Origin of the sequence: Salinisphaera sp. T5B8, assembly GCF_040361255.1 — a bacterium.
GTDB lineage: Bacteria > Pseudomonadota > Gammaproteobacteria > Nevskiales > Salinisphaeraceae > Salinisphaera.
In genome coordinates, this window is sequence record NZ_APNG01000007.1 from 115,426 (window position 1) to 141,278 (window position 25,853).

Below are 25,853 nucleotides of genomic sequence, written 5' to 3' on the forward strand. Positions count from 1 at the left end.
CGAAACCCAGTGGCCGCAACACCGATACCCCAAACGAAAAACGACCCCGCCGCAACGCGACGGGGCCGTATTCTAGCGCAAACTGCGGATCGTTCTAGTCGACCTGCTCGTCGTAGCGCTTGGCGATGCCGTCCCAGTTGACGACGTTCCACCAGGCGTCCACGTATTCGGGCTTGCGGTTCTGGTACTTCAGATAGAAGGCATGCTCCCAGACGTCCAGGCCCATGACCGGCTTACCGGACTCGGACACGACGTCCATGATCGGGTTGTCCTGGTTCTGGGTGGACACGATCTTGAGCTGGTTGCCCTGCGGCACGAGCCATACGAAGCCCGAACCGAACAGACCGGTGGCCGCGTTCGTGAACTCTTCCTTGAACGCATCGAAGGAGCCGAAGCTGGAGTCGATGGCCGTACCCAGGCCGCCGGTCGGCTTGCCGCCGCCGGACGGGGACATGCTGTCCCAGAACAGAATGTGGTTGTAATAGCCGCCACCCTGGTTGCGCACGCCCGGGCCGTGCTGGCCGGCCTTCGAGAGGATCGTTTCCAGATCCTGGTCTTCGAGTTCCGTGCCTTCGATGGCCTTCTTGAATTTGGTCAGATAAGCGTTGTGATGCTTCTCGTAATGGATCTCCATCGTACGACCGTCGATATACGGTTCGAGCGCATCGTAGTCATACGGTAGATCGGGCAGTTCGAATGCCATGACGTATCCCTTGTATTGAGATGAGTGAATCAACGCCGACTAGTTATATAGGGTTTGTTCGTCATTTTTCAAAGCGCGAGCACATATCCCAGCGGTGGTCGCCCAGACAGTGCGGCGATATCTCTGCTCTTTGCTCGCGGCATTGCTAGACTCGCGCGTATGAATACAAGCGTCACCGCCAAGCCCGCCAACGCCATCGAACTGGCGATCTTTGCCAGCCGGATCACGGCTGTGTGTGAGGAGATGGGGGCGAGCCTGGCGCAGGCAGCGTTTTCGCCCAATATCCGCGATCGCCTGGATTACTCCTGCGCGGTGTTCGACGCCCAGGGGCGGCTGTGCGCGCAGGCCGCGCATATTCCGGTGCATCTGGGCAGCATGGCCTATGCCATGGCCGATATCGTGGCCGCGCGCGACTGGGCGCCGGGGCAGATGATCGCGCTCAACGATCCGTATCTGGGTGGCACACATCTGCCGGACGTCACCCTGATTGCGCCGCTGTTCGTGGGCGACGAACTGGTCGCGTTCGTGGCCAACCGGGCGCACCATGCCGATATTGGCGCCGACTCGCCCGGTTCCATGCCGTTGGCGAAGAACCTCGACGAAGAAGGGCTTGTGATCGCGCCGGTAGCGCTGGTCGACGATGACGCGATCGACGAATCGGTGCTGGGCGGCTGGCTGGAACATCTGCGCAACCCGCCGATCGCGCGCGGCGATTTCAGTGCTCAGATCGCGGCCAACCGAATCGGGCTCAAGCGCTTGTCGGCGTTAATCGGCGAGGGCGGCGACGCCGACGTGGCGGCATTCAAGAAACAGCTGGGCGAATACAACGACTATGCCCGTGCGCTGGCGGCGAGCGCCCTGCGCGAACTGCCCGATGGCCGCTACGAATTCACCGATGTGCTCGATGACGATGGCCAGGGCAATACCGATCTCGCCATTGCCTGTCGTATCGATATCGACAACGGCCGCATCGCGGTGGATTTCGCCGGTAGCGCCGACCAGACGGCCGGCAACGTCAACTGTCCGCTGTCGGTCACTGCGGCGGGCACGCTATATGTCTTTCGTTGCCTGATGCCGGATCAGGTACCGGCCTGTGCGGGCGCGTTCGACGATATTCAGATCAGTGCGCCCGAGGGCTGTCTGCTCAATGCCCGGGCACCCCATGCCGTGGCGGCGGGGAATGTGGAAACCAGCCAGCGCGTGGTCGATGCCGTGCTCGGCGCGTTGGCCCAGGCAATCGGCGACCGGATACCGGCCGCTAGTCACGGCAGTATGAACAACGTCGCGCTGGGTTCGCATCGGTCGGATACGCCCTGGGACTATTATGAAACCATGGGCGGCGGGCTCGGCGCCGGGCCGAATCGCGCTGGCGCAAGCGGCGTTCAGGCCCATATGACCAACACGTTGAATACGCCTGTGGAAGTGCTCGAGCGGCATTTTCCGCTGCGTATGTGTCGCTATGCGCTACGCCGCGGCAGCGGCGGGGCCGGCGCGCAACGCGGCGGCGACGGTTTGATTCGCGAGATCGAGTTTCTCGAACAGGCGAGCTACACCGTGCTCGCCGAGCGTCGTCGGCATGCGCCATGGGGGCGCGACGGTGGCGGCGATGGCGCAGTTGGCGAGAATCACCTCGACGGCGAATCACTCGCGCCCAAATGCACGGGCGTGGCTGATGCCGGGCAACGACTGGCCGTGGCCTCGGCCGGCGGCGGCGGTTACGGCACTTCGTCGTAACGAGGCCTCGACAGGCGCGTTATAATCGCGATCAGCTAAACAGATTTTCGAATCAGAGGATAACGCCATGAGCGCGAAAGCAATGGAAATCATCAAGAACGAGGTCGAGAACAATCCGATCGTGCTGTACATGAAAGGCACGCCGGACTTCCCGCAGTGCGGTTTCTCCGCACGCAGCGCCGAGGCGCTCAAGGCCTGTGGCGTACCGTTCAAGGCGGTCAACGTATTCGACGACGAAGAGATCTATCGCCAGGGCGTGAAGATCTACTCGAACTGGCCGACCATCCCGCAGCTGTTCGTCGACGGCGAGCTGGTGGGCGGCTCGGATATTGTCATCGACATGTTCCAGTCCGGCGAGCTCAAGACGCTGCTCGAAGAGGCGGCCAACAAGGCCTGATAACAATTTTCGCGCCGTCGGCTGTTGCCGGCGGCGCAAGTTTTTGCGCGACATGATTCACAAGGAGTAGCGGCTAATGGCCTACAAGCACGTACGCTTGCCCGAAGACGGTCAGAAGATCACCGTCGAAAACGATCAGATGAATGTGCCGGACAACCCGATCCTCGGCTATGTCGAGGGCGACGGGATCGGCCCCGATATCACCAAGGCTTGTCTGCGCATCTGGGATGCTGCAGTGGAAAAAGCCTATGGCGGCAAGCGCAAGATCCATTGGGCCGAGCTGTTCATGGGCGAGAAGGCCGCCAAGGTCTATGACGGCGACTACTTCCCGGCCGAAACCCTGGAAGCGATCAAGGATCTGTGGGTGTCCATCAAGGGCCCGCTGACCACGCCGGTGGGCGAGGGCTTTCGTTCGCTCAACGTCTCGCTGCGCCAGGAACTGGATCTGTATGCCTGCGTGCGCCCGGTACGCCACTACACCGGCGTGCCGTCGCCGCTCAAGGACCCGGGCAAGGTCGACGTGGTGATCTTTCGCGAGAACACCGAAGACGTCTACTGCGGCATCGAGTACCAGTCCGGTACCGACGAGAACAAGAAGCTGGCCAAGTTCCTCAAGGAGGAAATGAAGGCCGACTTCTTCGACGACGCGGGCCTGGGCATCAAGCCCATTTCCGAATTCGGCACCAAGCGCCTGGTGCGCAAGGCCATCCAGTACGCGATCGACAACGGCCGCGAATCGGTGACGCTGGTGCACAAGGGCAACATCATGAAGTTCACCGAGGGCGCCTTCCGTGCCTGGGGTTATGAAGTCGCCCGCGAGGAATTCGGCCACTGCACGATCACCGAAGACCAGCTCTACGCCGAGTACAACGGTCGCCAGCCGGAAGGCAAGATCGTGATCAAGGATCGTATCGCCGACATCATCTTCCAGCTCATGCTGCTGCGCCCGGATGATTTCGACGTGCTGGCCACCATGAACCTCAACGGCGACTATCTCTCGGACGCCGCGGCGGCCGAGGTCGGCGGTATCGGTATCGCCCCCGGCGCCAACATGTCCGACAACATCGCCGTGTTCGAGGCCACCCACGGCACCGCACCCAAGTACGCCGACAAGAACAAGGTCAACCCGGGTTCGCTGCTGTTTTCGGGCGTGAACATGCTCGAGTACATCGGCTGGCAGGAAGCCGCCGACCTGATTTCGCTGGCCTACCCGGAAGTGCTCGCGGACAAGATCGTGACCTACGATTTCGCCCGCAACATGGAAGGCGCCACCGAAGTCGGTACCAAGGAATTCGCCGATGCGCTGATCGAGCAGATCAACGGCGGTATCGATCTGGAAACCAAGCGCAAGCAGCGCAGCGAAAAGCTCGCCCGCGAGCGCAAGCAGCGCGAAATCCGTCGTCTGCTTCAGCCCATGGAAGAAATGATCGCCAGCGGACGTACGCCCACCAGCGTATCGGACGTGATGACGCGTTCGCTGATCACGGTCACCGACGACACCAGCGTGCATGATGCCATGCACGAAATGCGCAAGAATGAAGTCTCATCGCTGGTGGTCGAGCCCAACGATTCCGGCGAGTGGGGCATCATGACCCGTCGCGATATCGTCACCAAGATCGTACGCGAAGGTAAATCGCCGACCGATCTCACCGTGGGCGAGATCGCCTCGCGGCCGGTGGTCACGGTTGCGCCCGAAACCGATCTGCGTGCCGCCGCCAACACCATTGCCGAAAAGAACATCAGCCGTCTGCTGGTGGCCGGCAAGGATGGCGAGCCGATGGGCATCACCACCGAAACCGATATCTTCGGTGCCATCGAGCAGTCCGGTTGGTTGCCGGAAGCCTGATGTCGGCATGACATGAGTTGATGCACGCGGGCCACGTTTCGACGTGGCCCGCTTGTTTGTATCCAATAAATAACAACGAGGCTTTGCACCGAGTGGACCACCTGCCATCTTCTGCACCGCAGCGCATCGGGATCGTACTCATCGGTGATGAGCTGCTTTCGGGCAAGCGTCAGGACAAGCACATGCCGCAGGTCATCGAGATCCTCGATGCGCGCGGCATGGAGCTGTCTTGGGCGCGTATGGTGGGCGACGATGCCGGGCTACTGGAAACGACGTTGCGCGAAACGATGGCGAGCAACGATATCGTGTTCAGTTTCGGTGGTATTGGCGCGACGCCCGATGATCGGACGCGCCAATGCGCCGCAGCGGCTGCCGGCGTGGCGCTCGAATTCAACGCCGAGGGTCGGGCATTACTGGAAGCTCGCTTCGGCGACGCAGCCTATCCCAAGCGTATTCATATGGTCGAATGGCCGGTGGGCGCGCGCGTGATCCCTAACCCCGTCAATCAGGTGCCCGGATTCTCCTTCGGCCACCATCATTTCGTGCCGGGCTTCCCGAATATGGCCTGGCCGATGATCGAGTGGGTATTGGATACCCACTATCGGCATCTGCAAAGCGAAGAGCGCAATATCGAGCGGCTCGTCGAAGTGCTCGACACCCCGGAAAGCGCGTTGATCGATCTCATGCAGCAGGTCATGGATGCCCATCCCGACGTGCGAATTGCCTGCCTGCCCAACGCCAGTGGCAAGCGTTCTATCGAATTTGGGGTACGGGGAAGGCCGGTTGCTGCCGATAATGCCTTCAGGGCGCTGATCGATGCGCTCGATACGGCTGGCGTCCCGCTGGGGCGCGGCCGGCCGTAAGCGTCCACACAGGCTGGCGCGAATATACAGGGTTGAATCGCGATATCTTTTAGTGCTGCCGGTGCTAGAGTCGAACGACTCGCCCCGGGGGAGAGCGTTTTGCAGCAATCGAATGCCGAATTTATGTCACGGGTGACGTCGATCTTTCGCGGCGGCATTTCGCGCTATGCGCTGTACGCATTTGCCATCGCACTGGCGGCCGTGCTTGTGGCCACGATTGCGGCCGCGATGCTCACCGGTTTGCCGCTGACGCCGGCCGGCCTCTATGCGGCGCAGACGCATAATCCGATGTTGCTTGCCCTGGATGCGGTTCCTTTTATCTTTGCCCTTTGGGGGCAAGGGTTTGGCGCAACTTTTTCGAGCGATACCGACAATCAGCGACCACGCAAGCGTGCCGGTGACGACAACGAGAAAGTCGCCCTGCAAGCCGAAGCCCGTCGCCTCGAACAGGAAGATGCGCTCACCGGGCTGGCTAACCGCGGCCATTTTCTCAAGCAGCTCGACGCTGCCCTGCAAACCGCACAGCTGGATCGCACCCGCGTCGGCGTGATCGTGCTCGATCTCGACGGCTTCTCCGAAGTCAACGACCAGTTCGGTGCGGCCAATGGCGATCGCGTGCTCAAGAGCGTGGCCCGTCGGCTGTCCAATGCGGTGGAAAACACCGGCGCCGTGCTTGCGCGTCTGAGCGGCGACAGCTTTGGACTGGCCATCGATACGCTGCATTCCAATGGCGTGCTCGAAGACATGGCGGCGCGTATACAGGATGTACTCGCGCCGCCGTGCACCCTCGACAAGCTCTCGTTGAATCTGGCGGCAAGTATCGGCGGTGCGGTGTATCCCGATCACGCCACCGATTCCTATGGGCTGGTCAATGCCGCGGACGGTGCCATGCAGCACGCCAAGGCAGGCGGCGGCGGCTTCGAGCTGGTGCAGACGGCGTTGCCGGTCGAGGACGCCGAAATGCACAGCCTCAGCGCCGAACTGCGCGCGGCGATCGATGAGGATCAGCTGGTGCTGTATCTGCAGCCGCTGATCGATATCCAGGCCGACGAAGTGCACGGGGTGGAAGCGCTGGTACGCTGGCAGCACCCGCGTCGCGGTTTCCTGCCGCCGGGCGAGTTCATTCCCCGCGCCGAACGCGCCGGGCTCATGCATGACCTGTCGAAATGGGTCTTGCGGCGCGCCTTGGAATACAACGCCGCCTTGCGCAAGGAAGGCTGGTCGATCGGCGTGTCGGTGAATCTGTCGGCGCGCTCACTGCTCGACCCGGAGTTCCCGGACGTGTTGGCGGCCCTGCTGGCCGAATACGATGTGCCCTCGGAAGTGCTCACCATCGAGATTACCGAAGATACGCTGATGTCCGATCAGCGCCGTACCATGGATGTGGTCACCCGTGTCTCGAATATGGGCATCCATATCTCGATCGACGATTTCGGCACGGGCTATTCGCAGCTGACCTATCTCAAACGTCTGCCGGCCAGCGAGATCAAGATCGATCGCTCGTTCGTGACCGACATGCTCGAGTCCGATACGGACCTGGCCATCGTCAAGGGCACGATCGAACTCGGCCATGCGCTGGGTCTGCGTGCGGTTGCCGAGGGCATCGAGCACGAAAACCAGAGCGTGCGTCTGCGTGAGCTGGGCTGCGACATCATCCAGGGCTACTACATGGGCCGGCCGATGCCTATCGACAAGCTGCGCGAATGGCTAGCCGAGTGGCAACTGCATCACCAATCGCGGGCGGTCGCGGTCGGCGAGTCATCGCACAGCCGGTAAGCGCCGGTCGGCCCGGTGCCAGTGCCATGTGGTCGGCCTTGCCGGCTGGCTAGCCGGTCTTATGCGCGACGGGCGCGATAACAAAGGCCTGGCCGAATGTCGGGACGATAAAACGGTCTGTGTTCAGCCCGGCCGCATCGCGGGCGCGCGCCAGTGCTCGCGCCGGCTCTGCCTGGCCCTCGTCGGTCAGTTTGAAGGTGGCAAAGTGAATACCGACGCTCTGCTGCGCGCTCAGCTGCTGATGGGCATCGACGGCGTCGGCCGGGTTCATGTGTTGTGGGGCCATGAACCAGCGCGGTTCGTAGGCGCCGATTGGCAACAGGGCGACGCGCGGTGCACCCAGGCGTTCACGAATGGTGCCGAAATGCGGCCCCATGCCGGTATCGCCGGCGAAATAGACGGCGCCGGCTGGCGTATCGAACCAGAAACCTGCCCACAAGCTCCGGTTGCGATCGAGCAGGCCGCGCCGTGACCAGTGTTGGGCCGGCGTGATGGTCAGGCGCAGCCGATCGTTCAATTCGACATCCTGCCACCAGTCGCCGCAGGTAATCCGTTGCGCGCCGAAACGCGCGAGATAGCCATCCACACCCAGCGGCACGACGAAATGCGGATCAAAACGCGCGACCAGCCGAGCCACTGACGCGCGGTCGAGATGATCGTAATGGGCGTGACTGATGGCCACGATATCGATGGGCGGCAGATCGTCGAACGCAACGCCCGGTGGGTGATAGCGGCGCGGACCAGCCCAGGACAGCGGGCTGGCCCGCTCGGAAAAGATCGGGTCCGTGAGCAGGTTCAGGCCGCCCGCCTGGATAAGTACGGTGGCGTGGTTAATCCAGGTAACGCGCAGGCCCTTCTCGACCCGCTGCGGCGGTGCGGGCGGCGGCACGAATTGTTCGATCCGTTGCCAGGGGTGGTTTTCGCGATTGCGCCACCAGCGCAACAGATCGCCCGCGCTGTGGGTGATCGGGCGTGCATTGTGAAAACGCCGGCTGTCGAAATGATCACTCACCCGGCCGCGATAGCCGCCCGCGATTCGGTCGACCACTCGATTGGTTAACGTAAGAAGCGGCTGTTTCATGGCATGCCCCGTAGTGAAAACTAGGCGCGTTGCCGACGCGTGACGACCACGATCAGTGCGGCACAGATCACCGACGCCGCCCCGAGCGCGCTCAACAAATCGGGCGTTTCCTGCCAGAAGATCCAGCCGATCAGGGCCGCGAACAACACGGTCGTATAGATCAAGGCGCCGATATGGGCCGCGGGCGCCAGGCTATAGGCCCGCGTAAGCAGCAGTTGGCCGGCCGTGGCAATACTGCCGGCGCCGAACAGGGCCAGCCATTGGCCTGGCGTGGGTGTCTGCCATGCCGCGATGGCCGGCAACGCCGAAACCAGCGTACCGAGCACGCTGAAATACATCACGATACGTACCGTCGGCTCGGTATCCGACATGCGCCGGATCGCGGCCATGGATGTGGCCGCGAGAATGCCGGCCGCCAGGCCCGCGAGCCCGGCCGGCCCCTGCCAGCCCAGGCCGGGCTTGAGGATGAGCAGCACCCCGATAAAGCCGATCAGCACGGCCGGGAAGATACGTGTGGCGGGACGCTCGCCCAGCCACAGCCAGGCAATGAACGGTAGAAACGGCGGCTGGCTGTAATTGAGCAACACCGCGCTGGCCAACGGCATCTGCGACAGGGCATAGAAAAAGCAATACATCGCGCCGAGCCCGGTGGCCGCGCGCAGCAGGTGCATGCCCGGGCGCGCGGTACGCATCGACACCGCGCTCGGCCCACGCCGCGCCAGCCAGGGCAATAACACGACCAGGGCGAACAGGTTGCGAAAGAACACCACCACGGGATTGGGCAGCTCGCCGCCGACGAGCTTTACACAGGCGCTGACCACGGCAAACGCGCCCGCGCCGGCGACGGCCAGGAGTGCACCGCGGCGCAGATCGGTGGCGGCGGTGGTCATGGCAATGGCGCTACGCGCCAGGGCTGCGTGCGTTTGCGCACGGGCCTCGCATCGGCCACGCGCTAGCGGCTGTCGTTGACGGGGGTATCGGTAGCATTGCCCCAGTCAGACCAGGCTCCGGGGTAGCCACGGACCTTGTCGAAGCCGAGGTATTTGAGCACCAGATAGGTATAGGACGAGCGCATATGGCTCTGGCAATAATTGACGATATCGCGCTCGCTTTCGATATCGTGATCGGCGATGAGCTGTAGCAGTTCGCTACGTGGGCGCAGCCGCCCGTCATCGCCCTTGAGCAGGTTCCAGTCGAGATTGATTGCGCCCGGGATATGACCGCCGCGCGCGCTTCGCACATCCGCCCCGGCGTATTCTGCGGCGCTGCGCACGTCGAGAAACGCCACGTCGTCGTCATCCAGATGCGACATGATCCATTCGCGATCGGCAATACGATCAGCCTGGCGCTCGACGGCGAATGAACTCGCGCCCGCCTGGGGTGGGCCGGCATCGAGCGCCAGGCCGGCCTGGTGCCAGGCGGCCAGGCCACCATCGAGCAGCGAGATCGCGCCATGGCCCATGGCATCCAGCGTATAGAGCAGGCGTGCGGCCTGGGCATCGCCGGCCCGATCGTAGGCCACGATATGGGCGTCGTTACGCAGGCCGGCGTCGGAAAAGACCTCGGCCAGGCGTTCGCTGTCCGGCAACAGGCCGGCGACTGGCGGCGCGCTGGCGATGAAGTCGCTCGCCGCGATCTGTAGCGCGCCCGGGATATGCGCCTGGGCATAATCGCGGGCGCTGTCGACCGCCACAATCTGGATGTCCGGTTCGTCGATGACCGCACGCAGGTCCTCGGCATCGACGAACAACGGCAGTTTGGCGGTCATGCAATCTCCTCGAAGCGGCTGACAGGCGTGCGACTAGACGCTTTCGCCGGCCAGATACAACCAGGTGCTGACCACGGTATCCGGGTTCAGCGACATGCTTTCGATCTGCTGTTCGAGTAGCCATTTGGCCAGATCCGGATAATCGGACGGGCCCTGGCCACAGATGCCGACGTATTTGTTGTTGCGCTTGCAGGCCGCGATCGCTTTTTCCAGCATCACCTTGACCGCTGGGTCGCGTTCGTCGAACAAATGCGAGATCAGTCCCGAGTCGCGATCCAGGCCCAGCGACAGCTGGGTCATGTCGTTGGAGCCGATCGAGAAGCCGTCGAAATACTCGAGGAACTGATCGGCCAGAATCGCGTTCGAGGGCAGCTCGCACATCATGATGATCTTGAGCTCGTCTTCGCCGCGCTTGAGGCCGTGCTGGGCCAGCAGATCGGTCACGCCCTTGGCCTCGCCGAGCGTACGTACGAACGGGATCATGATCTGGACGTTCTTCAGACCCATGTCCTCGCGTACGCGCTTGACCGCAGCCAGTTCGAGTTCGAAGCAGGGGGTGAAATCCTCGGCCAGATAGCGCGAGGCACCGCGCCAGCCGATCATCGGATTTTCCTCGTCCGGCTCGAAACGTTCGCCGCCGATGAGGTTGGCGTATTCGTTGGACTTGAAGTCCGACAGGCGCACGATCACCGGCTTGGGCGCGAAGGCCGCGGCGATCGTGGCAATGCCTTCCACCAGACGATCGATATAGAACTCCACCGGGCTGGCATAGCCGGCGATATGCGCATCGATGGTCTTTTTCAGATCGTCGGGCTGCTCGTCGTATTCGAGCAGCGCGCGCGGATGCACGCCGATCTGGCGGTTGATGATGAATTCCAGCCGGGCCAGGCCCACGCCGGCATTCGGGGTCATGGCGAAGTCGAAGGCGCGCTCGGGGTTGCCCACGTTCATCATGATCTTCGTCGCGATCTCGGGCATCTTGTCGAGCGAGACCTCGTCGACGTTGAAGTCGATCTCGCCGTCATAGACATAGCCCGTATCGCCTTCGGCGCAGGAGACGGTCACGGCCATGCCGTCGCTGAGCTTCTCGGTGGCATTGCCCGAGCCAACCACGGCCGGAATACCCAGCTCGCGGGCGATGATCGCCGCGTGACAGGTACGCCCGCCGCGGTTGGTCACGATCGCCGAGGCGCGTTTCATGACCGGCTCCCAGTCCGGGTCGGTCATGTCGGTGACCAGGATATCGCCCGCCTGGACCTTGTTCATTTCCTTGATGGACTTGACGTTGCGTACCTTGCCGGCACCCACGCGCTGGCCGATCGAACGACCTTCGACGAGTACCTCGCGCCCGGCGGAATCCAGCTGATAGCGTTCCAGTGTGCCGCCGCTATTCGACTTCACCGTCTCCGGGCGGGCCTGCAGGATATACAGTTCGCCGGTTTCGCCGTCCTTGCCCCATTCGATATCCATCGGGCGCCCGTAATGGCGCTCGATGATCAATGCCTGGGCCGCCAGGGCCTCGGCATCGGCATCGGTAATCGAGAACTTGGCCTGATCGGCGGCCTCGACATCGACGAATTCAGTCGTCTTGCCGTGGCTGCGATCGGCGGTATAGACCATCTTTACGGCCTTGCCGCCGTTCACCCGGCGCAGGATCGCCGGGCGCTTGGCGTCCACGTTCGGCTTGTAGACATAGAACTCGTCCGGGTTGACCGCACCCTGGACCACGGCTTCGCCCAGCCCCCAGGAACTGGTGATGAACACGACCTGATCGAAACCGGATTCGGTATCGATGGTGAACATCACGCCCGACGCGCCCGTATCCGAACGCACCATGCGCTGGATGCCGGCCGAGAGTGCGACCTGGCTGTGCTCGAAGCCCTTGTGCACGCGATAGGAGATCGCGCGGTCGTTGAACAACGAAGCGAACACGTCCTTGATCGCGAGCATGACGTTGTCGAGCCCGCGCACATTGAGAAAGGTTTCCTGCTGGCCCGCGAACGAGGCATCCGGCAAATCCTCGGCGGTCGCCGACGAGCGCACGGCCACCGAAATGTCCTGGTTGTCGCCCGACAGCGTTTCGAACGATTCACGGATCGCGGCTTCGAGTTCGGGCGGGAAGGGGTGGTCGATCACCCAGTTACGGATCTTCTCGCCGGTTTCGGCGAGTGCATCCACATCCTCCACGTCGAGCGCGTCGAGCGCGGCGTTGATGCGATCCGCCAGGCCGTCATGGGCAAGAAACTGGCGATAGGCATCGGCGGTGGTGGCGAAGCCGTCCGGCACATTCACGCCGGCATCGGCCAGATGGCTGATCATTTCGCCCAGCGATGCGTTCTTGCCGCCGACGGTTTCGACGTCGTTCATTCCCAGCTGGCTGAACCAGAGCACGTGCTCGCTTTGCAAGATGGAGTCCTCGCAGGTAAACGTTCGAAAGCGCGATTTTACACATTCGAACACGCGGCCGGGTCGAAAAACGCATTGCGCACAATCTGGCGGCACGACCCACCACCACTAGGCGTGGCTGCGACGCTCGTGCACGATAGCGCTCATGACCACGAACGATGCCCCCAAACGCTCCATATTCTTCCTGTCGGATCGCACTGGCATTACCGCCGAAACCCTTGGCGCGACGTTGCTCACCCAGTTCGATGAAGGCTCTTTCCGCCAGTCCACACTGCCGTTCGTCAACACGCCCGACAAGGCGCGATCGGCGCTGGACTACATGGAGCACACCGGTGCTGCGAGCGGACTCAAACCCATCGTGTTCTCGACCACGGTCAGCGAACAGGTGCGCGAGATTCTGCGCGAAGGCAACGTGGTCTTCCTGGACCTGTTCGATCAGTTCGTGCCGGCCCTGGAAGGCGCGCTGGACACCAAGTCCACCCATCGCGAAGGCCGTGCCCACGGCATCGCCGACGAAGATATCTACGAATCGCGTATCGATGCGATGAACTATGCGCTCACTCACGACGACGGCGTGGGCGAGAACGGCTACCGCAAGGCCCAGGTGATCCTCATCGCCCCGTCGCGCTGTGGCAAAACGCCGGTGTGTATCTATCTGGCCATGCAGCACGGCGTGTACGCCGCCAACTATCCGCTCACCGAAGAGGATCTGGAGCGGCGCACGCTGCCGCCGGCGCTCGCCGAACATAAGGACAAGCTCTACGGCCTGTGGATCGACGCCGAACGCCTGCACCAGATTCGTAGCGAACGCCGCAAGGGTAGCCAGTACGCGGCCTTGCCGCAGGTGTCCTATGAACTGCGCCAGGCCGAAAGCCTGTACAAGCGCCACGGCTTGTCGTACTCGGAAACGACCAACAAGTCGATCGAAGAGATCGCCACCATGATCATGCAGGACAAGAATATCCGGCGCCGTTCCTTCTAAGCCGCGCACGCGCATGCTGCGCCCCGATTTGAAAAGCGCCATGCCTGCCGTATAGTCCGACAGATGCCCACACTTCAACGCAATCACTGGCTGGCTTCGGCGCAGCCGCGCAGCTTTACGGGCCTGATGGGCCTCTACGAAAGCAATTATCGGCGCTTCGAGCGGCTGGTTCCGGAGCTGGACCTGCCTTTCGAGTCGGCCGAATCGCGCGGCGCCGATGCGACGCTGTATCTGCGCGTGGTCGAGCGTTGCCGCTACACGACCACGGTGCATCTGACCTACTGGTTCGGCGAAGGCGAGGACCTGCATGCTGACCCCGACCTGCTGCTGCGTGTCTATCAGGACGCTCAGCTGGCCGAGGCTATTTCCTGCGATGCGCGCTCGCGCTATGTCGCGCTCGCCGGCGTGCCCGAAATCGACGAAGACGTGCTCGCCACGCAATGGCCGCGCAATCTGTTGCTCAACAAGTGGCTGGCCTACTGCCTGGCCCAGGGGCACGGGTTCGGCGGCGCTCATCGGCCGCGCCAGCCGCACGACTGAGCTACACCAAACCGCAGCGCGCGACCTTGCCCGCCGTCCGCAAACTTGTGCCGTGGTGAGGCCTTAACGGCCCTCGGCGGGTGGCGCGCTGCGTCGGCGCTTGGCCGACTTCGGCTCGGTTTCGGCTTCGCTGTCGTCGTGTAGCTGCAGACCCACGGTTTCGATGATGCCCGCGTGCAGCGAACGCACCGTCAGGCGCAGCCCGTCGACATCGACTACATCGCCTTCCACCGGACGACGCTTGAGCCGACGGCGCATATAGTCGGCGATCGACAGCTCCCAGTGATGCTCGGACAGGCCAAGGTTGTAGACAACGGCCAGCTCCGACATCGCGGCATCGCCACGCAGCGTGAAGCTGCCGAAAAAACGCCGCGCTTCGGGCGCATGCTTGGTATCGCCGCGAAAGAGTTTGCCGAGTTCGTCACTGTGTTTCGCGGGCGTGACCAGGTAGAGCAGATCGCCCACGGCATATACGAAATGCGCCTTGGGAAAGAGCAAATGCGCCGATCGCGTCACCGCAATGCAGCGTAGCCCCTCGAAGCGTTGCAACGCCTCGCCCTGGGTGGCGGCCAGACTCGAGGCCGGCTGGATACGAAACGCCAGCAGCACATAGCTATGCCCGCGCCGGCCCAGAAAGCCGAAGCTCGCCGCGGGGCCGGGCTCCTGGGGCACCTGTAGCTTGAGCTGGCGCGCCGTCCAGGCCAGCGAGCTGCCCTGAACGATCAGCGAAACCAGCACCACCGCGAAGGTGATATCGAACAGAAACTGTGCGCCTTCGAGTTCGGCCATCAAAGGGAACAGCGACAGCACGATCGGCACCGCGCCGCGCAGGCCGACCCAGGAAATGAACCCCAGTTCGCGGGACGGAAAATTGAAGGGCAACAGGCTCAGCCATACCGCCAGTGGACGGGCGACGAACATCAGGAACAGGGCCACCAGCGCGGCCGAGCCGGCATGCGACCACAGCTGATGCGGGTTTACCAACAGCCCGAGCACCAAAAACATCCCGGCCTGGGCCAGCCATGCCAGCCCGTCCATGACGCGAAAAACATGCTCGGTGGCCGGGTTGCGCCGATTGCCCACGACCAGGCCAACCAGATAAATGCCCAGAAAGCCGCTGCCCCCGAGCTGGTTGATCGCGGTGAACGCCATCAAACCGCCGGAGGCCACCAGCAGGGCATACAGTCCTTCCACCAGTTGCATGCGCGCAGCCAGAAACGACAGGGCGTAGCCCAGCAGCAGGCCGCCGGCGATGCCGATACCGAACTGGGCCGCGATCTCGCTGAAGATGCTCGAGGCCGAAAACGCCTTGCTCGCATCGATGGTAGCCAGCAAAAACGTGACCAGGAAAATGGCCATCGGATCGTTGGTGCCGGATTCGATCTCCAGCGTCGCGCTCACACGCTGGTTGAGCGTGACCCCGGAATTGCGCAGCTGCGAGAACACTGCGGCCGCGTCGGTGCTGGCCACGATCGAACCCAGCAGCAAGCCGTAGCGCCAGTCCAGATCCAGCCAGAACGCGATGAACGCGCCGGCCAGCGAGGCCGATATCAATACCCCGACGGTCGCCAGCGATAGCGCCGGCCACAGGGCCACCCGAAATGTCTGCAAATGCGTGCGCAGCCCGCCGTCGAGCAGGATGATGGCCAGGGCCAGATTGGCGATGAAAAACGCCAGTGGCACGTTATTGAAATCGATCTGGCCGGGGCCGTCCTGGCCGGCCAGCATGCCGACCATCAGAAAGATCAGCAGCAACGGTGGACCGAACCGCGACAGCGAACTCGCGACCACGCTCAGAAAAAGCAGCAGGCCGACAAAAAAGAGAATGACGTTGGTATCGGTCATCGAATCCGGGAAAGGTCGTTTGACGAACGGCGTGCTTGGGGCCCGTGCCGGCAACCAGGCAACACGGGCGAAGCCTAACTATGCCATGCCCATAGGTTATGTCCGCGAAACGCCGTGGTGAAGACATCGCTTTACCTAGGCTCTTCGGCAGGCCCCACAGGAACGCATAAACCGGCCACGCTCGGCCCATAGTGTTGCGTTAGCCGGGCGTAAATATCGAGCGCGGGGTTTAGTGCGTTCAGCGCGGGCATAGGATATCGAGCGGCCCGTTGGCGTCGATCAAGTGAAAGGATTACATTTATCTTTCGGGGCGGTGTGACGCCGGCTTCGAGATGACAAACGGGACGGTGCAGGCGTCGGGGCGAACCCCTTGCGTGATAAGCGCGCAACCGGCGGGACAGCTCGACGACCTCGAATTTCAGCGAGAGGCAGGGCGTATGAAAGATCCTGGATCTCGGCCGCCGTACATGCGGCTTGCCGGCCACGCGGGCAGCGGGTGCGCCGGCGGTCTTTGCGCCGAACGGCTCGCCCAGGCGAAGCGGTTCCGGCGCCACGCGGTAAGTCGTGTGGCGTGGCGCGATCGTCTGCAGCGGTTTGGCCCCGCGTCGGTGCGCATGCCGTTCGGCGATCCATTGACGCCAGGGCCGAGCGCGGACCCTGGCATTTCATTCGACCGCCGCGTTCGCCGTACCCGCGGCGATCGCGGTGGTGGCGTAACGTGGGCAGGCCCGCCGAGGGTCTGTGGATTTTAGCGGGGCTGCCGTCGCCCGGGTGCGAACCCTATAGGCGGACACGGATTAGTCGGCGAGTGCCGTGCGTGACAAAACCCCGACGGCCGGCAGCGGTATTCAAGCCCACGGGCATCTCCTAGCCGCGTGGCCGGCAAGCCCGCCATGGTGCGCATGGTGGGCTTTTTGCGTGGTAGCCCGGCGCGCTATCAATCCGGCGCCAAAACATGCTTGGGTCAGCTGTTTTCAACGCAGCCGCTGGCTACGCAGGCATGGTTTCACCGAAAACGAACAGGCCGTCTCGGTGGCAGATGCCGGGCAAGAAAAAGGGCAGACCATCCGGTCTGCCCTGCATGCCTGATTTAACAGGCGTATTGGTGGAGGCGGCGGGAATCGAACCCGCGTCCGCGGATTCTCGACCCTCGGGTCTACATGCTTATTTCGTCTTTGATTGTCGGCGCGAGGTTACCCGACGAAAAGGGAAAACCTGCGCGTATCTTCGTTTGCTCTTAACGGGTCGGCCCGAAGCGGGGCCTTGCCGCGAGTCTGTAAGAGTCGATACCCGGGTCCGGAAGTACAGACACTTGCCGGTCGGGCACTAGCAGGCTTTTAAGCTGCTAGAGCGTAGTTGTCGTCGTTCGCAACTAGCTTAGGTTGCAAATTGATTAACGAGGTTGATTTGCGACCTCGGCATGCACCTCGGGTTTTGACATCCGCGTCGAAGCCATGTCGCCCCCGAAAAGGCAGATAGATTGTAACAGCAAACGAAGTGCGGGCGCTGCCTGAAAATTCAAGCGGACTGTTATCAGGTGCGCAGAATCTGGGCCTTGCGCCGATTCCAGTCGGCTTCTTTCTTGGTTTGGCGCTTGTCGTAGTTGGCCTTGCCCTTGGCCAGCGCAATCTCGAGCTTGGCCTTGCCGCGCTTCCAGTACATTGCCAGCGGCACGACCGTGTAGCCTTTTTGTTCGGTCGCGCCGATGAGCGTGGCCAGTTCGCGGTCGTGCAGCAGCAGCTTGCGCGTGCGTGTCGCATCTACCACCACATGCGTCGAGGCCGATTCCAGCGGCTGGATATGACTGCCGAGCAGAAACGCCTCGCCGTCCTTGATCAGCACATAGGCTTCGGTGATGCGCCCCTTGCCGGCGCGCAGTGCCTTGACCTCCCAACCTTCGAGCACGAGTCCGGCTTCCAGGCGTTCTTCCAGGAAGTAGTCGTGACGCGCGCGCTTGTTGAGCGCGATGGTCGAACTGGGCTGTTTGCTGTTTTTTTGCTTTGCCATGGCCTTAGTATAGCGGGCCAGGGCAAGCAGGTAACCGGGGGACGATTTGCCAGCCGATCATTCATTGCACACACACGTCTCAAAGTCAGCGCCATTGCGGCATAGCCTGCACGGCAGGTATGGGTACGGTGTGCGCACCACCATCGCGGCGGTGCGCCCGAGCGAAGGCGCCGCGCACTGATGGCGGCGTTGGCCCAGCGCACGCAGTGGTCGTCGTCGCCCCGTTTCGTGATCGCGATGATCGCGGCGGTGGTGAGTCTGAGTAATCTCTGGCGGTTGCCGTATCTGTTGTCGGACTACGGCGCGGGCGCATTTTTGCTGGTGTATGTGGGCGCGTTGTTGAGCATGGGGCTGCCGCTGTTTTCAGGGCAGCTGCTCATGGCGCGGGGCACGCGTGCAGATGTGCCCGGGGTGATCGCCGCCTGGACACGCAATACGCCGCATTCGCGGGTATGGATCTGGAGCGGTTATCTGGCGGTATTCGGGGCCGGCCTGCTGCTGGCGGCCTACAGCGTGGTTGCGGCCTGGAGTCTGGCCTACAGTCTGCGCGGCGTGACCGGCATGCTCGATGGCAGTTCGGTGGCCGCGGCGAATGCCCAGTTCGTGACCTTCGCCCGCGATTCGGAAAGGGGCTTTGGCTGGCTGCTGTTGTTTTTCGCGCTGATCACGGCGACCGCGGCCCGCGGTCTGCGCCGCGGCGTGGAGCCGGTCATGCGCACGCTGGCGTTCTGTATGCTCATGGCACTGACCGCGCTGGTGGTGTCGTCGCTCATGGACGCGCGTGCATCTTCAGCCTTGCATGCGGTATTCGCCGTGGATTTCGCGGCGCTGAGCTGGCGCGGCGTGTTCGAAGCGCTCTATCAGGCGTTTTTCACCCTGAGCCTGGGTACCGGCGTGGTGGTGTGTTTTGGCAGCTATCTGCCCAGCGATACGCCGGTGGTACGTCTGTCGCTGCTCATTCTGTTGATTGATCTGGCGGTTTCGCTGGCCTGCGCGTTCATGCTGGCGGTGTTCGTCGGCGACAGCGGGGCCAATCTGGATGTGGGCATTCAGAGCCTGTTCGAAACGTTGCCGGTAGCGCTGGCTGGCAGCTGGCAGGCGCCGATCATGTTCGTATTGGTCGCGCTGGTGAGTCTATCGACCGCGATCGGGCTGTTCGAGCCGGTCGTACAGCTGGTCCAGCATCGGTCGGGCTACAGCCGCCTGCGCTCGGCGCTGTATGCGGGCGTCGCACTGGCATTGCTGGGGCTGGTAGCGCTGTTGTCCTTCGGCATGCTGCATCGGCTGACCGTGTTCGGCTACAACCTGTTCGGCTGGCTGATGCTGGCCACCGCCCAGCTGATCGGACCATTGACGGGCTTGTTGCTGTGTATCTTCATGGGGCGGGTACTGGCCCGCAAGCGTCTGGTCGACGCCTGGCAGCACGCCGGCGAATACAGCCGGGCGACCGGCTTTGCCATCTGGCATGCGCTGCTGCGCTATCCCACCCGGATCGTGCTGGTTCTGGTGCTCGCCTATGCGCTGGGCGCGCTGCGACTGATCGAAATCGTGTGGTTCCCGTGAGCGAAACGATGGCAATCGAGGTCGTGCTGGCGTTGCCGGGTGAATGCCTGCGCAAGACCGTGCACCTGACAGCGCCGGCCACTGCCGAACAGGCCTTGCGCGCGAGCGGGCTGGATCGGGTGTATCGCGAGCGTGTGGGCCACCCGTTGCCGGCGCTGGGCGTGTACGGGCGCAAGATCAAGGCCGAACAGACCCTCAAGCATGGGGATCGGCTCGAGCTCTATCGCCCGCTCACGGCCGATCCGCGCCAGCGTCGGCGTGCGAAGGTGGATGCCCGCCGGCGCGGCGAGCGCAGCGACTAGGGCGCTTCAGGTGCCGGGTAGCGGCGCGCTCAGCGGCTGATCTTCCGAGCGGTCGGGGTCATCCGCGCCGGGCAGATCGTTGTCCGGGCCGGGGGTCACGCTCGACGGCACGGGCTCGTCGTCCATGATCTGCGTGGTGTATTCCTCGTCGCCATCGATTTCGGCGAGCTTGTCGTCGACGAAATACAGGTTCAACTCGCTCTGGCGCACATGCGCACGCGGATCGCGGTAATAGAACACATAGTCCCAGCGGTCTTTTTCGAAACTGCTGTCGATCAGCGATGTACCCATCACGTATTCGACCTGACGCTTGGTCATGCCGAGTTCGAGCTGGTTGACGTTCTTGGCCGTCACCACATTGCCTTGCACCACCGGCACACGAAAGAAAACCGGTAGGCTGCATGCGCTGAGCATGAGCAGCATGACGAGCACGGCGACTGTTCTCATAGAATTGGACCCGTAGTTGGCGAGGGGCATCATACGGCAGCGCTTTTGTGGCTGCCAAACGCGGGCAGGGTGGATATGCGCAACAGCGCGCATTGCACGTTGAGTACGTCCATTCAAGCGCGCGCCCGTTCGATCATGTCGGCGGCATGCGCTCGGGTCTGGGCGGTGAGTTCCACGCCGCCGAGCATGCGTGCGACTTCCTCGACCCGCGTGTCCGCGTCGAGATAGGTGATACGCGTGGACGTATGGCCGTTGCGCACCTGTTTGGCTACATGCAGATGATGGGCTGCCTGGGCGGCGACCTGGGGCAGATGGGTCACGCACAGCGATTGCCCGGCCGCGCCCAGCGCGCGCAGCTGGCGGCCAACGATCTCGGCCACGCCGCCGCCGATGCCGGTATCGACCTCGTCGAACACCAGCGTGGGCACGCGGGTACGCGTGGCCGCGACCACCTCGATCGCCAGGCTGATGCGCGACAACTCGCCGCCGGAAGCCACGCGTTCGAGCGGGCGCGCGCTCTGCCCCGGATTGGCCGCGATCAGGAATTCGATCTCGTCGGTCCCGCTGGCGTTGATGCGCGCGTGCGCGCCCGGCGTGATGCGTACGCTGAACTCGCCTTCCGGCATGCCCAGCGAACGAATGATGTCGGTGATGGCCTTGCTCAGCTGTTTGGCGGCGCCAACGCGTTTCTTGCTGAGCGCGGCGGCGGCTTCGTGATAGGCCTCGGTCTGGCGGGCTTCGTCTTTCTTGAGCGTTTCCAGGCGTGCGCCGGCACCCTCGAGCGCGTCGAGTTCCTCGGCCAGGCGGGTGGCCAGCGCCGGCAGATCGGCCGGCGCACAATGATGCTTGCGGGCCAGGTCCTGAATGCTGGCCAGACGTTGTTCGACTTCCTGAAAACGTTGCGGGTCGATATCGAGCGTGTCGACATGATGGCGTAGTGCATCGACCGCCTCCTGGGCCTGGATGCGTGCACTGGCGACCAGTTCGAGGATGGGCGCAAAGCCGTCGTCGATTTCGGCCAGATCGCCCACCAGGCGCTCGGCGCTGCCGAGCTGGTCCATCGCCGCGCCTTCCTCGGCTTCGTACAGCAGGGCGAGCGCGCGCTGGCCATCGCCGATGAGCCGCTCGGCACTGGCCAGGCGGCGGTGCTCGGCTTCCAGCTCGTCGAGTTCGTCCGCGCCCAGATCCAGCGCTTCGAGTTCGCTGACCTGATAGCGCAGCAGGTCGATACGCATGGCGCCGGCGTCGTCGACCTGTTCGATGGCCGCGATCGCGGCCCGGGTTTCGCGCAGGGTTTCGGCCGCCTTGGCGACCGCTGTGAGCGCGTCGCCGTGCTCGCCGTATTCGTCGAGCAGATCGCGCTGGGCGCTGCGCCGCAGTAGCGACTGATGCGCATGCTGGCCGTGGATATCGACCAGGCGTTCGCCAAGCTCGCGCAGCTCGCGTGCGGGCATGGGCGTGCCGTTGATCCAGCAGCGACTGCGGCCTTCGCTGGCGACCACGCGCCGGATCAGGCATTCGTTGTCGTCATCGAGCTCGTGTTCGGTCAGCCAGGCACGAGCGGCCGGGGCATCGTCGAGCACGAAGCGCGCGCTCACCTCGGCGCGTTCGGCGCCTTCGCGTACCGCCTGGGCATCGGCGCGATCGCCAAGAATCAGATTGAGCGCATCGACCAGAATCGATTTGCCGGCGCCGGTTTCGCCGGACAGCACGGTCATGCCGGTATCGAACTCGACATCCAGCCGGTCGATGATCGCGAAATTGCGAATGGTGATTTCAGCCAGCATCAGGAATACGCCAGTTTCTGACCGCGGCCCCACTGCAGCTTGTTGCGCAGGATATTGAAGTAATCGTAGCCGCACGGATGGATCAGCTTGAGATCGTGTTCGCCACGCCGGATATGCACGCAATCGCCCGCGCCCAGCGGCTGGCTGACCTGGCCGTCGCTGGTGAACAGCGCCGCGCCGTCGAGCGTATCGGCCACGCGCACTTCGATTTCGTGATCGGCATCGACGATCAGCGGTCGATCGGAGAGCGTATGCGGACAAATAGGGACCAGCGCCAGCGCATTAAGCGCGGGATGCAGCACCGGCCCGCCGCCGGATAGCGCATAGGCGGTCGAGCCGGTGGGCGTGGCCACCACCATGCCGTCGGCTCGGTGGTGGCTGATGAAGGCGCCGTTCATATAGGTGTCGAAATCCAGCACGCGGGCAAAGGCCTGGTTGCGGATCACGCATTCGTTGATGGCCGGATACAGATCGGGCTGCAACTGGCCATCCGCGCGCTCGATTTGCGCTGCAAGCATGAGGCGGGATTCGGCAATGTACTCGCCGGCAAAGATCTCGTCGAGCGTGGCGCTCATGTCGGCCGGCAGTACGTCGACCATGAAACCCAGACGGCCGAGGTTAACGCCCAGAAGCGGCGTGCCGGACGCAGCGGCCGCGCGCCCGGCATCCAGCAGCGTACCGTCGCCACCGACCACCACCACCAGATCGCAGCGTTCGCCGAGCTGATCGCGCGGGCAGGTTTCGACCTGTTCATGCGCGCTGGCGTGGCTGTCGTCCAGCAGCACGCGCTTATCGCGCGCCTGTAGATCGGCGATCAGATTTTTCAGGGTCTGGCGTACGCCATCGTCGTGTTTCTTGGCCAGGATGCCGACGGTTTCGAACTGTTGCGCCATGCGCGTGCCTGCGGCCTGCCGGGAAGTCGATCGCGTAAGCATTCACGCCTTGCACGACAATTTCAACGAAAACCGGCGACATCGCACGCTTGAAATGGCGCCAGCCAGCCCAATGGTGAGGGCAGTCACGCCGGCGCAGGGCGTATCTGGCCGGCACCGTCCAACAAGCGGGGATTTGCAACACATGAGCCAGGACGAAAAACACAGTACACCGCACGGCGAAACCGATTCCGCGGCCGAAAACACGCCGCAGCCGGATGTGGAAGCGGTGCAGACCGGTAGCGAAGACTTTGTCGACGCCGGCGAGACCACGGCCGACAGCATTTCGGAAACCGACGAGCTGCAGGCCGAACTCGACCAGGCACGCGCCGAAGCCGAGCAGTATCGCGACCAGGCCGTGCGTGCGCATGCAGAGATGGAAAACGTGCGCAAGCGCGCCCAGCGCGACGTGGAATCGGCGCGCAAATTCGCGATCGAGAAGTTCGCCTCGGAACTGCTGGGCGTGCGCGACAGCTTGGAATTGGGCTTGAAGGCCGCCGAGGAACAAAGCGGCGATTACGACAAGCTCAAGGAAGGCATGGACATGACCGTGCGCATGCTGGCCACGAGCATGGAAAAAGTCGGCATCGAAGCGATCGACCCGAAGGGCGAAGCCTTCAATCCGGAATATCACGAGGCGGTTTCCACCCAGCCCAGCGAAGAGCTGGCGCCCAATACCGTCGCCGAGGTGATGCAGAAGGGCTACACGCTCAACGGCCGGGTGTTGCGTGCGGCGATGGTGGTCGTGGCCAAGCCCGCCGGCGGCGATTCATAAGCGCGCAAAAATCCGGCGCATAAAGGGGCGGGGCGCTTGAAAACATTCGCATCGCGCCCCAAATCGATTGTCAAGTCAAGTTTTAAAGACGCTGCCAATGCAGTGCGAAGTAGAGGGAATTAAACATGGGTAAGATTATCGGTATCGACCTCGGCACCACGAACTCCTGTGTGGCCGTGCTCGAAGGCGACCAGCCTAAAGTGATCGAGAACGCGGAAGGCGAGCGCACCACGCCGTCGGTCGTCGCGTTCACCGACGACGACCAGACGCTGGTCGGTCGCCCGGCCAAGCGCCAGGCGGTCACCAACCCCAACGATACGCTGTATGCGATCAAACGCTTGATCGGTCGTACCTTCGACGATCCGACCACGCAGAAGGACATCGATGCGGTGCCCTACAAGATCGTCAAGGCCGACAACGGCGATGCATGGGTCGAAGCCCGTGGCCAGAAGATGGCGCCGCCGGAAGTCTCGGCCAAGGTCCTGCAGAAGATGAAGGCCACCGCCGAAGACTATCTCGGCGAAAAGGTCACCGAAGCCGTGATCACCGTGCCGGCCTACTTCAACGACGCGCAGCGTCAGGCCACCAAGGACGCCGGCCGTATTGCCGGTCTCGACGTCAAGCGCATCATCAACGAGCCGACCGCGGCCGCGCTGGCCTACGGCATGGACAAGAAAGGCGGCGACAAGAAGATCGCGGTCTATGACCTGGGCGGCGGTACCTTCGATATCTCGATCATCGAAGTGGCCGAAGTCGACGGCGAACACCAGTTCGAAGTGCATGCCACCAACGGCGATACCTTCCTGGGTGGTGAAGACTTCGACAACGCCATCATCGAGCACATCGCGGCCGAGTTCCAGAAGGAGCAGGGCGTGGATCTGCGCAAGGACAAGCTGGCCCTGCAGCGCCTGAAAGAGGCCGCCGAGAAGGCCAAGATCGAGCTGTCCTCCACGCAGCAGACCGAAATCAATCTGCCCTACGTGACCGCCGATCAGTCGGGTCCAAAGCATCTGAACATGAAGATGACCCGGGCCAAGCTGGAAAGCCTGGTCGAGGATCTGGTCGCCCGTACGATCGATCCCTGCCGGACCGCGCTCAAGGACGCGGGCATGAAGGCTTCGGATATCGACGACGTCATCCTCGTCGGCGGCCAGACGCGCATGCCGGCCGTGCAGGAAGCAGTGAAGAGCTTCTTCGGCAAGGAAGCGCGCAAGGACGTGAACCCGGACGAAGCCGTGGCTGTGGGTGCCGCCATCCAGGGCTCGGTGCTTTCGGGCGACACCAAGGACGTGCTGCTGCTGGACGTCACGCCGCTGTCGCTGGGTATCGAAACCCTGGGCGGCAAGATGACCAAGCTCATCGACAAGAACACCACCATTCCGACCCGCAAGTCGGAAGTGTTCTCCACCGCCGAGGACAACCAGCCGGCCGTGACCGTGCATGTGCTCCAGGGTGAGCGCGAGCAGGCCAGTGCCAACAAGTCGTTGGGCCGCTTCGACCTGTCGGATATTCCGCCGGCACCGCGCGGTACGCCGCAGATCGAGGTCACCTTCGATATCGACGCCAACGGCATCCTGAACGTGTCGGCCAAGGACAAGGCCACCGGCAAGGAACAGTCGATCGTCATCAAGGCCTCCTCCGGTCTGTCCGACGAAGAGATCGACAAGATGGTCGCCGATGCCGAAGCGCACGCCGAGGAAGACGCCAAGTTCAACGAACTGATCACGGCGCGCAACCAGGCGGACGGCCTGATCCACGGCATCGAGAAAGCCATGCGCGATCTCGGTGACAAGGTCAGCGAAGACGAGAAGAAGCCGATCGACGATGCGATCGCCGAGCTTCGTACCGCGCTCGAAGGCGACGACAAGGACGAAATCGACGCCAAGACGCAGAAGCTCTCCGAGGCGTCCGCTCCGGTCATGGAAAAGGCCTACAGCGACGGCCAGGGTGACGAAGCCGCCACTGGCGAAGGCCAGGCCCAGAGCGAGGGCGGCTCGAACGACGATGTCGTCGATGCCGACTTCGAGGAAGTCAAGGACGACGACAAGAAGTCCGGCACCAACTCGTAATCCGCTCGATCGGATAGTCCTACTGCCGGG

The 25,853-nt window shown here is 63.0% G+C and carries 21 protein-coding genes and 1 other RNA gene; 11 read left to right on the forward strand and 11 right to left on the reverse strand.

The window, feature by feature from the left end; all coding sequences use genetic code 11:
* Positions 1-94: 94 nt before the first annotated feature.
* Positions 95-703, reverse strand: a complete 609-nt coding sequence (locus T5B8_RS08240) for a superoxide dismutase (protein WP_293627166.1) — start codon at positions 701-703, stop codon at positions 95-97.
* Between the two features lie 159 nt (positions 704-862).
* On the opposite strand from T5B8_RS08240, the gene T5B8_RS08245 reads away from it, so the two are divergent.
* The 5 genes from T5B8_RS08245 to T5B8_RS08265 all read left to right on the forward strand — a co-directional run bounded on the left by T5B8_RS08245 (position 863) and on the right by T5B8_RS08265 (position 7,319).
* Positions 863-2,437, forward strand: a complete 1,575-nt coding sequence (locus tag T5B8_RS08245; RefSeq protein ID WP_353177836.1) for a hydantoinase B/oxoprolinase family protein — start codon at positions 863-865, stop codon at positions 2,435-2,437.
* Positions 2,438-2,504: 67 nt separating this feature from the next.
* The gene (gene grxD, locus T5B8_RS08250) at positions 2,505-2,834 is read left to right on the forward strand and encodes a Grx4 family monothiol glutaredoxin (protein ID WP_353177838.1); all 330 of its coding nucleotides are present in this window, start codon (positions 2,505-2,507) and stop codon (positions 2,832-2,834) included.
* Between the two features lie 76 nt (positions 2,835-2,910).
* Entirely contained in the window at positions 2,911-4,680 is a 1,770-nt protein-coding gene (gene icd / locus T5B8_RS08255) for an isocitrate dehydrogenase (NADP(+)) (protein ID WP_353177840.1), read from the forward strand.
* 92 nt (positions 4,681-4,772) lie between these two features.
* Entirely contained in the window at positions 4,773-5,543 is a 771-nt protein-coding gene (locus T5B8_RS08260; protein WP_353177842.1) for a competence/damage-inducible protein A, read from the forward strand.
* A gap of 99 nt (positions 5,544-5,642) precedes the next feature.
* Complete coding sequence (locus T5B8_RS08265; RefSeq protein ID WP_353177844.1) at positions 5,643-7,319, forward strand: putative bifunctional diguanylate cyclase/phosphodiesterase; 1,677 nt, start codon at positions 5,643-5,645, stop codon at positions 7,317-7,319.
* A gap of 49 nt (positions 7,320-7,368) precedes the next feature.
* Here T5B8_RS08265 and T5B8_RS08270 read toward each other — a convergent pair whose 3' ends face one another.
* The 4 genes from T5B8_RS08270 to ppsA all read right to left on the reverse strand — a co-directional run bounded on the left by T5B8_RS08270 (position 7,369) and on the right by ppsA (position 12,574).
* The gene (locus tag T5B8_RS08270; RefSeq protein WP_353177845.1) at positions 7,369-8,400 is read right to left on the reverse strand and encodes an MBL fold metallo-hydrolase; all 1,032 of its coding nucleotides are present in this window, start codon (positions 8,398-8,400) and stop codon (positions 7,369-7,371) included.
* A 20-nt stretch (positions 8,401-8,420) separates the two neighbouring features.
* Positions 8,421-9,290 carry a DMT family transporter gene (locus T5B8_RS08275; RefSeq protein WP_353177847.1) on the reverse strand — a complete coding sequence of 290 codons (870 nt, stop codon included), beginning with the start codon at positions 9,288-9,290 and terminating at the stop codon, positions 8,421-8,423.
* A gap of 62 nt (positions 9,291-9,352) precedes the next feature.
* Positions 9,353-10,168, reverse strand: coding sequence for a sulfurtransferase (locus T5B8_RS08280; RefSeq protein ID WP_353177849.1), 816 nt, complete (start codon positions 10,166-10,168; stop codon positions 9,353-9,355).
* 33 nt (positions 10,169-10,201) lie between these two features.
* Positions 10,202-12,574, reverse strand: a complete 2,373-nt coding sequence (ppsA, locus tag T5B8_RS08285) for a phosphoenolpyruvate synthase (protein WP_353177850.1) — start codon at positions 12,572-12,574, stop codon at positions 10,202-10,204.
* Positions 12,575-12,719: 145 nt separating this feature from the next.
* Between ppsA and ppsR the strand changes: the two genes are divergently transcribed.
* On the forward strand, positions 12,720-13,556 hold the full coding sequence (ppsR, locus tag T5B8_RS08290; RefSeq protein ID WP_353177852.1) for a posphoenolpyruvate synthetase regulatory kinase/phosphorylase PpsR: 837 nt from the start codon (positions 12,720-12,722) through the stop codon (positions 13,554-13,556).
* A 63-nt stretch (positions 13,557-13,619) separates the two neighbouring features.
* Positions 13,620-14,096, forward strand: a complete 477-nt coding sequence (locus tag T5B8_RS08295; protein ID WP_353177854.1) for a DUF1249 domain-containing protein — start codon at positions 13,620-13,622, stop codon at positions 14,094-14,096.
* A gap of 63 nt (positions 14,097-14,159) precedes the next feature.
* Here T5B8_RS08295 and T5B8_RS08300 read toward each other — a convergent pair whose 3' ends face one another.
* The 3 genes from T5B8_RS08300 to smpB form a co-directional block, all read right to left on the reverse strand.
* The gene (locus T5B8_RS08300; protein ID WP_353177855.1) at positions 14,160-15,941 is read right to left on the reverse strand and encodes a potassium/proton antiporter; all 1,782 of its coding nucleotides are present in this window, start codon (positions 15,939-15,941) and stop codon (positions 14,160-14,162) included.
* Between the two features lie 1,103 nt (positions 15,942-17,044).
* Positions 17,045-17,406, reverse strand: a transfer-messenger RNA (tmRNA) gene (gene ssrA / locus T5B8_RS08305).
* A 68-nt stretch (positions 17,407-17,474) separates the two neighbouring features.
* Complete coding sequence (gene smpB / locus T5B8_RS08310) at positions 17,475-17,948, reverse strand: SsrA-binding protein SmpB (protein ID WP_353177857.1); 474 nt, start codon at positions 17,946-17,948, stop codon at positions 17,475-17,477.
* Positions 17,949-18,128: 180 nt separating this feature from the next.
* Here smpB and T5B8_RS08315 point away from each other — a divergent pair, with 180 nt between their 5' ends.
* Both T5B8_RS08315 and T5B8_RS08320 read left to right on the forward strand, forming a co-directional pair.
* Positions 18,129-19,511: a sodium-dependent transporter gene (locus T5B8_RS08315; protein ID WP_353177859.1), complete on the forward strand. Its 1,383-nt coding sequence runs from the start codon at positions 18,129-18,131 to the stop codon at positions 19,509-19,511.
* Complete coding sequence (locus T5B8_RS08320) at positions 19,508-19,813, forward strand: RnfH family protein (protein ID WP_353177860.1); 306 nt, start codon at positions 19,508-19,510, stop codon at positions 19,811-19,813. The genes T5B8_RS08315 and T5B8_RS08320 overlap by 4 nt, the downstream gene beginning before the upstream one ends.
* Positions 19,814-19,819: 6 nt before the next feature.
* On the opposite strand, the gene T5B8_RS08325 is transcribed toward T5B8_RS08320, so the two are convergent.
* The 3 genes from T5B8_RS08325 to T5B8_RS08335 all read right to left on the reverse strand — a co-directional run bounded on the left by T5B8_RS08325 (position 19,820) and on the right by T5B8_RS08335 (position 22,940).
* Complete coding sequence (locus T5B8_RS08325; RefSeq protein WP_353177862.1) at positions 19,820-20,260, reverse strand: outer membrane protein assembly factor BamE; 441 nt, start codon at positions 20,258-20,260, stop codon at positions 19,820-19,822.
* 113 nt (positions 20,261-20,373) lie between these two features.
* Positions 20,374-22,047: a DNA repair protein RecN gene (recN, locus tag T5B8_RS08330; RefSeq protein WP_353177864.1), complete on the reverse strand. Its 1,674-nt coding sequence runs from the start codon at positions 22,045-22,047 to the stop codon at positions 20,374-20,376.
* Entirely contained in the window at positions 22,047-22,940 is an 894-nt protein-coding gene (locus tag T5B8_RS08335) for an NAD(+) kinase (RefSeq protein ID WP_353177866.1), read from the reverse strand. The genes recN and T5B8_RS08335 overlap by 1 nt, the downstream gene beginning before the upstream one ends.
* Before the next feature lie 184 nt (positions 22,941-23,124).
* Here T5B8_RS08335 and grpE point away from each other — a divergent pair, with 184 nt between their 5' ends.
* Entirely contained in the window at positions 23,125-23,754 is a 630-nt protein-coding gene (grpE, locus tag T5B8_RS08340) for a nucleotide exchange factor GrpE (protein ID WP_353177868.1), read from the forward strand.
* 125 nt (positions 23,755-23,879) lie between these two features.
* Positions 23,880-25,823 carry a molecular chaperone DnaK gene (gene dnaK, locus T5B8_RS08345; RefSeq protein WP_353177870.1) on the forward strand — a complete coding sequence of 648 codons (1,944 nt, stop codon included), beginning with the start codon at positions 23,880-23,882 and terminating at the stop codon, positions 25,821-25,823.
* Positions 25,824-25,853 lie beyond the last annotated feature (30 nt).